This is a genomic window from Cupriavidus lacunae (assembly GCF_003353055.1).
Classification (GTDB): domain Bacteria; phylum Pseudomonadota; class Gammaproteobacteria; order Burkholderiales; family Burkholderiaceae; genus Cupriavidus; species Cupriavidus lacunae.
This window is the reverse complement of the sequence record NZ_QKWJ01000050.1, coordinates 22,541-36,207: the sequence shown is the minus strand read 5'-3', so window position 1 is coordinate 36,207 and position 13,667 is coordinate 22,541. Positions and strand designations below refer to the sequence as shown.

The window sequence follows — 13,667 nt, the reverse complement described above, 5'->3', positions numbered from 1 at the left end:
TTACCCCGCGATGGCCAACGACATTGCCGAGTTGCGCACGCGCTTCCCCGAAACCCGTGCGCTCTATCGCGAGGTCTGCGGTTTGCTGTTCTTCCGCTACGGCGTCACGCCCACCACCAACAAGCTCTACAGCCTGGTGCGCAAGGGCAGCATGGGCACGCCCTCCGAGGTGTTGCAGGCGTTCTGGCAGGAACTGCGCGGGCGCACGCGCGTGACTATCGACCATCCCGACTTGCCGGAGGCGTTGAAGGAAATCGCGGCCGGGGCGGTCCAGACCATCTGGCAGGCGGCCAACGAGGCCGCCACCGGCGAGCTGGCCACGCTGCGCGCCGAGGCCCGCCATGCGGCCAGCGCCGCCGAGGCCGAGCGCGACGCCGCGCGGGCCGAGACCGCGGCCGCACGGGAGGAGGTGGCGGCGGTCTTGGCGCAGTTGGCCGAGGCGCGCCAGGCGCACGACGCCGTGCAGGCGGAACTGGCGGCGGAGCGCCAGGCGCACGCGGCAACCCAGGCCCGGCTGGAAGCGGGGCGGGCGGAGCTGGAGGTCGCCGGGCGGCAGCTGGCGGAGCTGCGCACCCAATTCTCGACCGAGCTCGAGCGCGCCCGCGAGCAGGTGACCATCGCCCAGGAGCGGGCCGAGGCCAGTGAGCGGCGCAGTTTGCGCGAATTAGACGCGGAGCGCACCGCGCGCCAGAAGAGCGATCGCACGGCCGAAGACTTGCGCGGCGAACTGGCAGCGGCGCGCAGCGAGGCCCGCGACGCGGCGGTGGCGCAGGCCGAGGGCCGTGCCCGGCTCGAGGCCCAGGCCGCGACGCTCGCCGATCGGCTCGCCAGCGCCGAGCAGGCGCAGCGCAAAGCGGCGCACGACCTGGACGCGGTGCAGGCGGAGTTGGGCGCGGCGCAGCGCCGGGCCGAACGGGCCGAGGCCGAAGCGGCGCTGGCGCGCCAGCTGCTGGCAGAATTGCGGGTGGCGCCACCCGGGCGGGGGGAGGGTGGTGGCGGGCGGCGCCGCAAGGCCGGCACCCCGGCGCCGACCGAGAAGCAAGCACCGGGCGAAGAACAGGGCAAAGGACAGGGCGCGCCGACGGCCGCCTCCAACCCGGATGACGACAGCGACAGCAGTGACGACAGCCATGACAGCAAAAACTGAGCGGGCGGCGGCGATCCGCTGGATCCAGGCGGAGATGGCCGACTACGGGCTGACCATGGAGGAGCTGGAAGCGGCGGGGTGCTTCGATCCGCCGCCCCCTCCGCCACCCCCGCCCGCGCCGCCGCCGGTGGTCTGCTACCGCAACGCCGCGGGGCAGAGTTGGGACGGGCAGGGCGAGATGCCCGACTGGCTGCGGCGGGCGGTCAATGCGGGGCAGTCGGTGGAGTTTTTCCGGGTTGGATAGGCCTACAAACTATTCCGGCCCTCTGTCCAACGCCGATGTGACGGGGCTGATCGACACAACCAACGACGAGGCCCCGACTTTCGCGGGCCAACGGCAAGTACATTCTTTATGCCACACGCGTTCACGGGCGCCCGGTGCTGGCGGCGGTATCGCAATTGGCTGAAGGGCGCGCTCGGCGATGCCCTGCATGCAGTCCTGTGCGGCGCTGGCCACAACATCCGCTTGGTCTTGCGGAAGCTGCGGCTTCTTTGTGCCTGGTTTCTGCGCTTCCTGAACCTCGATCAGCTCGCCATATCACTTCGCTAAAGTGTCCTGCGAGCCTGCAGAACGAATTGTTCGGGGCCGACTATTTAGCCTGTGACTGCGCTAAGGCGAGCTCAATCTCGCGCATCTGCGTCGACAGGCGCCAGCTTGTGCCAACGCTGCCGTCAGCCGCTCCTGCAGCGCCCCGGCTGTCTAGCGGGTGCGAAACGTGTGAGCACTGTTTGGGGCAATACGTCGCCCTGGCGGGCGCCGGCCACCGATAGCGATCTTGGCCTGGACTGGCGGCACGACGCCATGTCATGGCACTTCCAAGCAAGTGGTGGCACCCCGAAGCAATCACCCAGGGCGACGTTCCGAGAGACTGAGGCCTCAGCAGCCCTATCTTCACGGAGACACAACATGCCCATCATTGTTTGCGAATGCAAGGTCGGAATCGAAGCTGGCGTCAAGGCCAAGATCGCCAGCGAGTTCACGAGCGCGATCAGGGAGATCATCCTTTCGCCGCTCGACTTGATTAGCGTCGTATTCCATGAATCCACGCCCGACAACACCTACCGTTCGGGAGAGCCCACTTCCGAAACGCTGATCTTCTGCCACATACGTGATGGGCGCAGCGACGGCGCCGTGCTATCGCTGGCCAAAAAGGTGAGCTCGATCTGGAGCGCGTGCACCGGGGCAACGGAGGACGAAGTCGAGGTTCTCGTCACACTGTATCCCGCCAAATACGTCGTGCGCGGCGGTGAACGCCTGCCCGAAGCCCCTCGCGTGTGAGGGTTTGGTCCAGCCATCCCATCGTGCATCTGCATGCGGGCGACCCAAAACCGCAAGCCGGACCGCACTACCAAGCGATTCGAGCCGATCCACGCAGCGGTCCGGGCGCGCTCCGACTGAGTCGTGAATCTAACGACCGACGGTTCGCTAACCATGCGCATCGAAGAGCGCTTGCGCCGCGCCATTTGGTTCAGCGCGCGCCATGCTCGGACTAACGGGAGCGAGGTTTCGGCCTCGCTGCATCACCAAAACCTCGTACCGAAGATAAAAGGAGACAAGTCAATGAAGTCAACCCGCGCTGAAGCTGGCAACAGCAGATTCACGCTAGCAAGCATCGCACGCTCGTCACGCGCGCTGGCTCCCGAACTGGCCACCTGATGTGGACTTCCTGATTCATATCATGAGCAAAGTCATCATCACATGTGCTGTCACCGGTGCGATTCATACGCCCTCAATGTCACAGTATCTACCGGTCACTCCGGAAGAAATCACTGAAGCCTCGGTCGGCGCGGCCGAAGCGGGCGCCGCGATCATTCACCTTCATGCACGCGATCCTGTCACGGGCAAGCCGGACCAGAGCCCCGATGCATTTGGCCGATTCTTGCCGCAAATCAAGGCACGCACCGATGCAGTGTTAAATATCACAAGTGGCGGCTCGCCCTACATGACGATCGAGGAGCGCATTCAGCCATCAATGCGCTTTGCGCCCGAGTTGGCTTCACTCAATATGGGCTCCATGAACTTCGCGCTGTTCCCGATGCTCGCGCGTTTCAAGGAATTTAAGCATGCCTGGGAGCGCGAAGCGCTCGAAGCCAGTCGTGACCTGATTTTCCGAAACACCTTTAAGGATATTGAATACGCCTTAGCGCAATGTGCCGCCAATGACACGCGCTTCGAATTCGAGTGTTACGACGTGAGCCACCTCTACAACTTGGCGCACTTCGTCGAGCGCGGTCTGGTCAAGGCGCCGTTCTTTATTCAGACCGTGTTCGGCATCCTGGGAGGTATCGGCACGCATCCTGACGACGTGTTGCACATGAAGCGGACGGCCGACCGGCTGTTCGGCAATGACTATCACTGGTCGGTGCTGGGGGCAGGCAAAGATCAGCTTCGCCTTGCAGGAATGTCTGCCAGTATGGGCGGCAATGTGCGCGTCGGATTGGAAGACAGCCTGTGGCTTGGACGGGGCACGCTGGCCGAGAGCAATGCCGCACAGGTGCGGCAGGCGCGCCAGATTATCGAGGGGCTTGGACTCGAAATCGCCAGCCCGAACGAAGCCCGGGAAATCTTGCAATTGAAGGGCATTGGGAACGTCAAGTTCTGAGAGAAGGAACAGGGGCGACGTTTTTTGCCAAGCAAATCGCGTTGCGAGGTCCATGGGGCTGAGCGCCGAGATCAGGCGCGCCGGTGCGGCCGACGCTGCAATCGGCCAGCAGTGCCCTTCACCGAGATGTGGCGACGCCGTCGGCTAGACCTAAATCGCCGATCTACTGTGCTTGATGCCGGGCCCCTCGCGGGCCCGTTGTCATGGCTCATCGCATCGCTATTGCTTCAGACCAGCACGAGTCGAGCCAAGGTGCACGATGTGCGAGGGCAAAGCGAACGCGGTTGACGTCCATGCGTCAGCGACCCTCCCCATAAGGGGTATTCACCAGCGAGTGATTCGCTTGCGAGGTCAATCGGCCGCGCGCACAATGAGGCTGGACGCAAGGTCGAAGTGGAGGTAAGCAATGCATGGTCACCTTGACTCACAAGCTGAATACCGCGAGGTTGGGGGCGAACTCATATCCGGCACCATTGTTGACTCGCGCACCACCCATGTTGAAGTCCTCGCGCGTCGGGCGACCGGGCCCATCTCTTGGCGTTTTCGTCAGCCGCGGCTCGCGCTGTTCTGGTTTCGTAACGGCCTCAAAGAGTTGCATCTGCAACTCGACGGCCGCCGCATTCACTCGGGAATAACACAAGGAACAAACCTTGCGCTGTTCCCGGCCTCGATTTCAGTCGAAGGCGAGTTCGACGTAGCCCCGTGCTTCGACTACACGGTGGTCTTCCTTGACCCGGCCGTTGCCTCCGACGCCGGCTGCCACTTCAATCGGCCGCTGATTGCCTTTGGCAACGAAGATCTGCAACGTGGCCTTTCGGTCCTATGCCGTGAGGCGCGCAATGCAGACAGCCTTTACGGGTTGTTCGCCGAGGGCTGGGCAATGCAAGCACTCGCCCTACTGGCGCGGGTCGACGGCAGCCAGGCAGCCGCCATTCGGCCGTGCGGTGGCCTCCCACCTAGCAGCTTGCGGCGCGTTATCGACTACATCGAGGCCGACTTGTCGCGGCCGTTCACGATCAAGGGCTTGGCGCAAGTTGCCGGTGTCAGTCCGCGGCACTTCATGCGGGCTTTTCGCGAAAGTGCCGGGCAGACGCCCTTGCGCTTTGTGTACGGTCTGCGTCTCGAGCGGGCCAAAGAGTTCCTCCTGGATCCTCGTCGCACCGCAACTGAAGTCGCGCTGGATTGCGGTTTCAGCCACGCTCAGCACTTCAGCACCGCATTCAAGAAGGCGACCGGCGTCACGCCGTCCGATTTCCGCAGGGCTGCGACGCGCTAATGCGTTACGCGGCCCCGGGGTGCCGTAGTGGCGTTGGTCATCGTGATTTCCTTCAAGGACAAAGTTCGGTGGATCGCACATCAAACTAATCCCGACTTCACGATGGCCACCCAGAACGAAATGGCCGCTGCGCGGCAAAGCGCGTAGGGCAAGCCGCTTCGGGCTACGCCCTACGCGCTTTGCCGCGCAGCGAGTGGCACAAGACTTACCCCACTTCCTGGGACACCCCCGACGGAGAGCTCACGCTCGAAATACGTCTAGGTTGTCGGTCAACCATTCGGTCAACGAATGTGGGGCCTTTCCGGTCAGTTCCTCGACCGTCGACGTCGTTTCGGCGAGCACAGATTCGCGGAACATTTGGTCGAGTCCAACCAAAAGATCGGCTACGAGCGGCGCAAGTCCGGCGCCGAGCAGAGCCTCTCTCTGTTCGGCAGGCGAACGTTCGACGTAAGTAACCGGATGTCCAAGTAGGCAGGTCAACTCCTCTGCCACCTGGTTCATGGTCCACGCACGTGGACCAGACAGGTGGTACGCACGTTGCGACGCGGGCTCGATTTCCTCGAGCAATGCAATGCGGGCCACTTCAGCAACATCGCGGGTATCGATGAAGTTCACACGCCCGTTACCCGCTGCGCCGGCCCAGGAACCGGCGGCGATGTGTGGCCCCAGACGCTTGAGCACATGGCTGAAAGTGCTAGGGCGCAAGACGGTAGATGCGATCGGCTGCTGCGCCAAATGCGCTTCGATCTGCATGTGCCAAGCGATGGGAAGAAGTCGGGTCGCGGGGCCGAGGGCGGACAGTTTGACGATGTGCCGAACGCCTGATGTGCGCATTCCACTGATGGCGGACAGTGATTCCAGACTCATCGCGGACAGTGTTCCATGCGAAGGCGGACACCCTGCGCTGGTGTCCTGAGTGACGGGATGAATCGTAACCGAAGTGTCCGCCATCAGGGTGGAATGACGGTTCGGCGGCGGTGTTTCAGTCGGCCTGGCGCAGCCTTCTCATGGAATCGCCCTTCAGGGCCATCTTGTGCGAACCATGGACGATGCGGTCGAGGATGGCATCTGCCAGAGTGGGCTCATCAAGCCAGGCGTGCCACGCCGTGACCGGCAACTGAGAGGTGATGACGGTCGAGCGAGTGCCGACGCGGTCGTCGAGCAACTCCAGCAAATCGTTTCGTTCGTGCGCCGCAATGGGGGCAATGGCAAAGTCATCCAGAATGAGCAGGTCGAGCTTGGCCAATTGCGCTAGGCGCCGCGCAAAGCTGCCATCGCCATGCGCCACATGCAATTCCTCCAACAGCCTTGGCGCGCGGGCGTACAGCACCGAGAAGCCCAGCCGTGCCGCCTGCTGGCCCAAGGCGCACGCCAACCAAGTCTTGCCGCAACCGGTGGCCCCGGTAAGCAAGACGTTGTGACCGTGGCGCAGCCAGTCCCCGCTGGCCAGACTGGCGATGAGTTCACGGCTGAGGCCGCGACTGCCGCGCCAATCAATGTCCTCCAGGCAAGCCGAGGAGACCTTCAATCGGGCGGCTTTCATCAGGCGCTCCAGTCGTTTGCTGTCACGCCAGTCCACCTCGCGCTGGACCAGCAAGGCCAGACGTTGCTCGAAGGACATGTCGCTGGTGGCGACTTGGGTGGCGGCGTCGGCCAAGGCGGCGACCATGCCGTCCAGGCGCAGCGCGCGCAGTTGGGTCAATGTGTGTTCGTTGAGCATGTTCATTCTTTCGGTGTGAGGGATGGTTCAGTGGTAGTAGCCGGGGCCGCGCACGTTCTCGTGCAAGGGCAAGGTGGCCTGGACGGCAACGGGGGCGGCGAGCGGGCGCTGGTCGAGTCCACTGCGCAGAATGGAGGCGATGCTTTTGTAGTGCGGCGAGCGAATCGACTGGGCACGTGCGCAGGCGGCCTCCAGCCGGTCGCCGCCGTACTGGCGCCCCAAACGCATCAAGCCCAAGCAAGAGCGGTAGCCCTGCTCGGGGTGAGCGCGGTGCTCCATTTGCCAGCGCACCACGGCAGCGGTGGCGGCGCCGATGCGCTCGGCCCAGGCGATGAGCTTGGCTGGGGTCCATTGCAGATGCGCCCGGTGTGACGCCGGCATGTGCTCGGGCGTGGTGGTGTGGGCACCCCGGCGCGCGTTGAGAGGGTGGGCTGCCACACGTTTGCCACCATGCAGCACTTCCAGCGTGGTGGCGGTGACGCGCAGTTCCACGGTCTCACCAACCAGGCCGTGAGGTACCGAGTAGTAGTGGCCGTCGAGTTCGACGTGGTAGTCGATGTTGACGCGCGCCCGCTTGTAATTCGCAATGGCCATGCGCGTGGCTGGCAGCGGGCGCAGTGCCGGGCGGTCGAGTTCGGCAAAGGCACTGGCTCGGCAGCCGGGCAGCTTCTTGAACGGACGCTGGTTGAGCTCCACCACCAGAGTAGTAATGGCGCGGTTCAAAGTGGCCAGACTGAAGAAGCGTTGGTGGCGCAGCCGAGCCAGTATCCAGCGTTCGACCACTTGAACCGCAACTTCCACCTTGGGCTTGTCACGCGGCTTGGCCGGTCGTGCCGGCAGCACCGCCAGAGCATAGTGGGCGCAAAGTTCGTCGAGTAAGCGATGCGAAGTCGGCTCGTAGCGGTCGGGCCGGGCCATCAAGGCACGTGGCTGGTCGGGCACCAGCAGGCGTGGGACGCCGCGGATGAATTCCAGCGTGGCAATGATGGAGCCGACCCAATCCGCTGCCTTCTGGGTCGGTGTGGCACAGGCGTAGGTGTAATTGGACGCACCAAGCACAGCGACGAAGATTTGCGCCTGGGTTATCTCCCCGCTGCTGGCATCAACGATAGGGACTGTCTGGCCAGCGTAGTCGACGAAGAGCTTGTCACCGCCCACATGTGTCTGGCGCATCGAGCGCTTGAGCTTGGTCGCCCAGCCGTGGTACTTCTCGCAGAAGGCGCTGTATTTGTAGGCCTGCCCCTGGTGTTGCTGTTGGTACTCCTCCCACAGCAGTTGCAAGGTCACGCCGGCGCGGCGCAGTTCACGGTGGATGTAGGCGTAGTCGGGTTCGAGGTGACGCGACTGCCGGGGCACCGGTGGGCGGTACAGCAGGGCTTGCAGTTCTTCGTCGCTCAGTGTCTGGGCCAGCGCCCAGTCCACGTTGGCCGCGCGCGCGTAGCTGGCTATCTCGCTGACCGTGGATTTGGAGATGCCGAGTGCGGCCCCGATTTGGCGGGTGCTCAGTCCCCCGCCGTGCAGCAATTGCAGTGTGTGTCGTATCTTACTCATGGTGACCCTGGGTGTGGGCATTGCTGGTTCCGGTCAAAAAACCGGGCAGCTTATGCCGTACTTGGGTCACTCAGAACACCGCCTCAGGTGTCCGCCATCCAAATGGAATGCTGTCCGCCATCACCGTGGAACGGTGTCCGCGATGACGCTGGAACGCTGTCCGCCATCAGCGTGGAATCGTGTCCGCCATCGCGTGGAATACGCACCTGATGCAACTGCTGCATCGATCAACGCGATTTCGTTGGCGACCTGCTCGAGGGAGGTTCCATGCGCGATGAAGAGCCGGTCGATGCCGCGCAGGGTCTCCTCAAGCGTTCCGCGCGTTGGAAGTCGACCTTGAATGTGACCACCCCGTCGGGCAGTCGCGCTGTGCTGGGTTGGCGCGTTAATGCGACCAGGTCGATCGGGTCAGCGGCGAGCAACGCCGTCAATGTAGCGCCAACGCGTCCTGTTGCACCCGCGATGGCGATCCGCGGCTTTGAGGGGTTGAGCATGGTCAGTACCTTTAAGAGGTATCATCGAACGAGCGATCCACACATCATGGAACGATCGTTCCAATTTGTCAAAGGGTATTTGAATGAGCGGCAAGCCGCAATACGACGAAGGTGCCGTCATTGATGCAGCCCTGGATGCCTTCTGGCGTCACGGATACGCGGCTACATCGATCAACGTGTTGACGAAAGCGACCGGACTATCGCGTTCAAGCCTTTACCAACGTTTTCAGGACAAGGATGGCCTGTTCCAGATCGCACTTGAAACCTATACGGATCGGGTGCTACGGAGGATGAAGTCATACGAGGGCGGCAGTGCGCGTGCGCGGCTCGAGGCGCTGCTGCGGGGGCTGCTGCCGATGGGGTCCCGTCGCCCCCCGGGTTGCCTGCTCGCAAGAAGTTGTGCCGAGCTAGTCGATCTGCCGGCAGCAGGGCAGAAGGCGGCGCTCTCGGGGATGAACCAGCAGCGCGTTCTGCTCGAAGGTCTGCTTCGGGAAGCAATTGCAGTTGGCGAACTGCCAGCTGATGCAGATGTCGCTGCGCTGGCTTGGTATTTTCTCGGGGCGATGCAAACGATCTTGAATTTGCCGCAGGCGGGTGCGAGCAGGGGCGAATTGGACCGCATGATCGCCGTTGTGATGTTGGCGTGGCCGGCGGCCGGTATCGCACAAACGAGATCTTGAGCATATACAGGCTCAATATCCAGAATTGGAACTCGGCATTGTCATATTTACCCGATACTGCGTTTGGTTGCAGAGCCCAACTTCTTCGGCGCCCGGCATGCAGCAAACTCTGTATGTTCTGGCGGCAGCGCATTCTGCTGCGGCTGCCGCCAAATAGACCATAGCGAAAGTAGAGGCGTTAGCCGAAATCAAGCTCCATGATCGGACCGGAGCCGGCGGCGATAGCCGCTGCCAGAGATTGTATTTCGGGTAGCAGCTTCTTGAAATAGAAGCGCGCCGTCGCGACTTTCGATGCATAGATCGGGTCGGCAGAGGCGGCGTTGACGAGCCCGATCGCAGCCATACGTGCCCACATCCATGCTAGACCGACATGACCGGCAAGCCGAAGGTATGATGCAGCAACGCTTCCCAAGACGTGAGGATCCGCCTTGGCTTGCATCGATACTTCGTGCGTCGCATTCCGCAACACATCGGTCGCACTCGAAAGCGGGGCGGTGAATTCCCGCAGGACTGGATTATCGGCATTCGCGTCGATGAACTCGGTGACAATTGCAAGGAACATCTCCAGCCGTGTGCCCTGGTCGGAGAGAACTTTGCGTCCAAGGAGGTCCATGGCTTGAATGCCGTTGGCACCTTCGTAGAGCGGGATGATACGTGCGTCACGAAGATGCTGTTCGACCTGGTTATCCACGATATAGCCATGTCCACCAAGGACTTGCATTGCCAAGCTGGTACATTCGACGGCGAGGTCGCTGCTGAATGCTTTGACGATCGGTGTAACCAGTGCAGAGAGTTCTGCCGCCTGATGCCGAATCCCGGAGTCATCGCCGAAGTGCTGGGTGTCTGCCAGCTGGCATGCCCACTGCGCGAATGCTCGTGTTCCTTCGATATATGCTTTCTGAGTCAGCAGCATACGGCGCACATCAGCATGCTCGATAATCGGATCCGCCGGGCTATGCCGGGCCGATGCTGTGGGGGACCTTCCTTGTGTGCGGTCCTTTGCATAGCCCAGTGCCTTCTGGTACGCCGCCTCCATCAGTCCGATTGCATTGACCCCGACAAGGAGCCGCGCGTGGTTCATCATAACGAACATAGCCGCGAGCCCCTTGTCTGGCTCGCCCACCAGATAACCCGTTGCACCATCGAAGTTCATCGTGCAGGTGGCGTTCGCATGGATGCCCATTTTGTGCTCCAGGGAGCCACAAGTGACTGCGTTGCGTTCGGCCAGATCTCCTTCAGGCGACACCAGGAACTTTGGAACAAGGAAGAGGGAGATACCCTTGACGCCGGGGGGCGAGTCCGGTAACCGGGCGAGTACCAAATGGACGATATTGTCCGTGAAGTCGTGTTCGCCTCCCGAAATGAAGATCTTCGTACCGGTTATGCCGAAGGTGCCATCGGCATTCGGTACTGCACGGGTGCGCAAAAGTCCGAGGTCGGTGCCGCAATGCGGCTCGGTCAAACACATGGTTCCCGCCCATTCGCCGGAAGCCAGCTTCGGCAGGTAGAGCGCCCTCTGCGCGTCCGCGCCATTTGCCGCCAGGCATGTGTAAGCCGCCTGCGACATACCAGGATAAGCCGCCCAGGCCATGTTAGCGCCAGCGAATATCTCCATGACAGCCGCATTGACCGCGTTCGGCAGTCCCTGACCACCATGCTCCGATTGACATGCCAGTGCGGTCCAGCCCGCCTCAGAAAACCGCTTGTATGCGTTCTTGAATCCCTCAGGCGTCGTCACCACACCTGACGAAGGCATGGTGCAGCCTTGGAGGTCTCCAATGCCGTTCAGGGGCGCCAGAATCTCTGTAGCGAACTGACCTGCGGCTTCGATTACCTGGTTGATGGTGTCGGGATCGGCAATTTCGGCAATTGCGGAGCCGGTGGACACGTCGAGCAGCTCATGCAGCACGAACTGAAGATCGCGGAGGGGGGCGTGATAGTAGTTCATATGGTCCGGGTATGCTGGCAGCCGCATGGCAGGCCAGAGAGAAATCGAGTAGGGCTGAGCGGGGCGCTATGCATTGCTTTGCTCGGCAACCAAGCGCGAACGCAAGTCTCTACGCAGGATCTTGCCCACCGTTGATTTGGGCAGGGCATCGACAAACGTAATGTGTCGTGGCACTTTATAGGCCGCAAGATGGGAGCGACAGTGTGCCTCCACTTGTTCCGTGGTGAGCGCCATATTGCATGGCACGATGAAGAGGTGCGGGGCCTCGCCAGAACGGTCGTCAGGCACGCCGATACAGGCGGCCTCGAGGACATCGGGCATCATTGCGACGACGGCCTCGATCTCATTCGGATAAACGTTGAAGCCTGAGACGAGAATCATGTCCTTCTTGCGGTCGACCATTGTCATGAATCCCAATTCGTCCATGACCACAATGTCACCCGTCCTGAACCAGCCACCATCAAGGAACGCTTTCCGTGTTTCGTCCTCCTGATTCCAATAGCCGCTGAAGAGTTGTGGTCCCTTGATCAGAAGTTCGCCCGCAACACCGAGTGGGACGTCGTGCCCACTTTCATCTACCAGGCGAACGTCGGTCGAAGGCACAGGAATACCGATCGATCCGCTTCGCCCAGGAGGATTGAAGGTGGCGCTCGGTGAGGTCTCTGTAAGACCATAAGCTTCGGTAACAGGGGGAGCACCGGCCGCGAGCCATCGCTTTGCAATAGCGTCCTGGATTGACGCCCCGGCGCCAATCACCAAACGGGTAGCGCTGAAGTCTACGGAAATGAGTTCCGGTGTGTTCACCAAGCTGTTGAACAAGGTGTTGACCCCGACAAGAATCTGAAACGGCCGCCGCTTCAATTCAGCAAGCACAGAACCAGCCTCACGCGGATTGGGAACCAAGCGATTCTCACAACCGAGCGATAGCGCCAGTAATGCAGTTGCAAGCGGGAAGATATGATACAGAGGCAGCGGTGTCACCATCGATGCCTCCGAGCCTGCTAACGGTGGTCCAACCCAAGTCAAAATTTGCGCCAAACTCGCGCAAACTGACTTGTGCGTGAGGACTGCCCCCTTGGACACACCCGTCGTGCCACCGGTGTATTGCAGAATGGCGATGTCCTGAGCGGTCTGTGCGACCGGGGAAAGAGTGCCCCTGCTTCCCTGTAGAATTGCGTCGGCTAAAGGTTGGCACGTGCGACCACCGGTCGTGCCGGCTTGTTGAACAGCGCCAGCGTCTTTTGCGAGTGCCAGTTGACCGACAATAGGTTTCATTCCAACAACCGGTGCCGTCAGCACCTGAACAATGCTGGTTTCCTCCAGCACTTGCTGCAGCGGCTGCTGCAGTTGGTCGGCGACGATAATGCAGGTGGCGCCAGAATCCTGCAGCTGATGCTTCAATTCACGCGGCGTATACAGGGGATTGACTGGAACCGCCACCATCCCTGCTTGAAATATCGCTGCCAAGCCTATCAGGAAAGCTGGGCAACTTGGCAGCATCAACGCTACACGATCCCCCTTTCTCAATCCTGACTGCTGCAGGAAAGTCGCAAGCGCCTCAGACAGAATGCCGAGCTCTGCGTAACTAAGTGATTCCTCCAGGCAGGTTACCGCAGGACGCATGGCGAACGAGGCGACCGCGCGTGCAATCATGGACCCCAGTGTCGCTGGCGCGTCCACATCAATCTCAAGCGGTATCCCGGGGGGATAGGAACTATGCCAGCGTCTGGCTTCCATATTGATGTCTCTCAGTTGTTATACCCTGGTTAATATCCGGGGTTATTTCGCTTTGTTGCCATCTGCTCCACGGCTTCCCAAATGAAATCGACTCCGTGTAGGGAGAAGCATCGTGACGAACGCGCAGCTCACTGATGGGCCTGCCGACCGAGTACCCGTCCCGGGGACTGGCGCCAACAGATTTCGCGTGATTCGTTAGTTAACGGTCGTTTGCCAAACGATGCTAGGTTACACACTGAGTGATGTCAACAAGTATTCACGGTTGGTGATCTGATCTGCGCATGCCGTTGGGCGCCCCCGGCACAGGAGTGTGAGCTGGGCGCCTTCGTGTCCTGAGGATGGCACTTAGTCGGGCCGCGAAGAGACAGCGCTTAGACGGGCTTGGACGGCCGATGTACAGGACGGCATTCGCTGCTCCCGATCCTTTCGAGCGCAGGCCAGTATCTTGGGAAGCGGCAGCCCGTGCGCCGCAGCATCTAACTGAGGCAGACCTTTCCTGAACGATCGTCAT

Annotated in this window: 11 protein-coding genes and 2 pseudogenes; 8 read left to right on the top strand and 5 right to left on the bottom strand. The window is 61.5% G+C overall.

What is annotated here, in order from left to right:
- Positions 1-10: 10 nt before the first annotated feature.
- The 7 genes and pseudogenes from DN412_RS28555 (at position 11) to DN412_RS28525 (ending at position 5,026) form a co-directional block, all read left to right on the top strand.
- Positions 11-1,147 (top strand): DNA-binding protein, encoded by a 1,137-nt coding sequence (locus DN412_RS28555; protein ID WP_115214642.1) that lies wholly within the window; start codon positions 11-13, stop codon positions 1,145-1,147.
- Positions 1,131-1,391, top strand: coding sequence for an H-NS histone family protein (locus DN412_RS28550; protein WP_115214641.1), 261 nt, complete (start codon positions 1,131-1,133; stop codon positions 1,389-1,391). The genes DN412_RS28555 and DN412_RS28550 overlap by 17 nt, the downstream gene beginning before the upstream one ends.
- 22 nt (positions 1,392-1,413) lie before the next feature.
- Positions 1,414-1,570, top strand: a pseudogene (locus DN412_RS44750) (Tol-Pal system beta propeller repeat protein TolB); the annotation flags it as partial.
- Positions 1,542-1,697: pseudogene (locus DN412_RS28540) on the top strand (IS5/IS1182 family transposase); the annotation flags it as partial. The pseudogenes DN412_RS44750 and DN412_RS28540, both read left to right, overlap by 29 nt.
- A gap of 357 nt (positions 1,698-2,054) precedes the next feature.
- The gene (locus tag DN412_RS28535) at positions 2,055-2,426 is read left to right on the top strand and encodes a tautomerase family protein (RefSeq protein ID WP_115214640.1); all 372 of its coding nucleotides are present in this window, start codon (positions 2,055-2,057) and stop codon (positions 2,424-2,426) included.
- Positions 2,427-2,826: 400 nt separating this feature from the next.
- Positions 2,827-3,750, top strand: coding sequence for a 3,5-dioxohexanoate:acetyl-CoA acetone transferase (kce, locus tag DN412_RS28530; RefSeq protein WP_115214656.1), 924 nt, complete (start codon positions 2,827-2,829; stop codon positions 3,748-3,750).
- 406 nt (positions 3,751-4,156) lie between these two features.
- On the top strand, positions 4,157-5,026 hold the full coding sequence (locus tag DN412_RS28525; RefSeq protein ID WP_115214639.1) for an AraC family transcriptional regulator: 870 nt from the start codon (positions 4,157-4,159) through the stop codon (positions 5,024-5,026).
- Positions 5,027-5,266: 240 nt separating this feature from the next.
- On the opposite strand, the gene DN412_RS28520 is transcribed toward DN412_RS28525, so the two are convergent.
- From DN412_RS28520 to istA, 3 genes are all read right to left on the bottom strand, one after another.
- Positions 5,267-5,893 (bottom strand): Rossmann-fold NAD(P)-binding domain-containing protein, encoded by a 627-nt coding sequence (locus DN412_RS28520; RefSeq protein ID WP_208647673.1) that lies wholly within the window; start codon positions 5,891-5,893, stop codon positions 5,267-5,269.
- A 115-nt stretch (positions 5,894-6,008) separates the two neighbouring features.
- Positions 6,009-6,746 carry an IS21-like element helper ATPase IstB gene (gene istB / locus DN412_RS28515; protein WP_115214655.1) on the bottom strand — a complete coding sequence of 246 codons (738 nt, stop codon included), beginning with the start codon at positions 6,744-6,746 and terminating at the stop codon, positions 6,009-6,011.
- Between the two features lie 27 nt (positions 6,747-6,773).
- Entirely contained in the window at positions 6,774-8,318 is a 1,545-nt protein-coding gene (istA, locus tag DN412_RS28510) for an IS21 family transposase (protein ID WP_115214638.1), read from the bottom strand.
- A gap of 556 nt (positions 8,319-8,874) precedes the next feature.
- Between istA and DN412_RS28500 the strand changes: the two genes are divergently transcribed.
- On the top strand, positions 8,875-9,471 hold the full coding sequence (locus DN412_RS28500; protein ID WP_115214637.1) for a TetR/AcrR family transcriptional regulator: 597 nt from the start codon (positions 8,875-8,877) through the stop codon (positions 9,469-9,471).
- A 178-nt stretch (positions 9,472-9,649) separates the two neighbouring features.
- Here DN412_RS28500 and DN412_RS28495 read toward each other — a convergent pair whose 3' ends face one another.
- Entirely contained in the window at positions 9,650-11,419 is a 1,770-nt protein-coding gene (locus DN412_RS28495) for an acyl-CoA dehydrogenase C-terminal domain-containing protein (protein ID WP_167471142.1), read from the bottom strand.
- Between the two features lie 66 nt (positions 11,420-11,485).
- Positions 11,486-13,156 carry an AMP-binding protein gene (locus DN412_RS28490; RefSeq protein WP_115214635.1) on the bottom strand — a complete coding sequence of 557 codons (1,671 nt, stop codon included), beginning with the start codon at positions 13,154-13,156 and terminating at the stop codon, positions 11,486-11,488.
- Positions 13,157-13,667 lie beyond the last annotated feature (511 nt).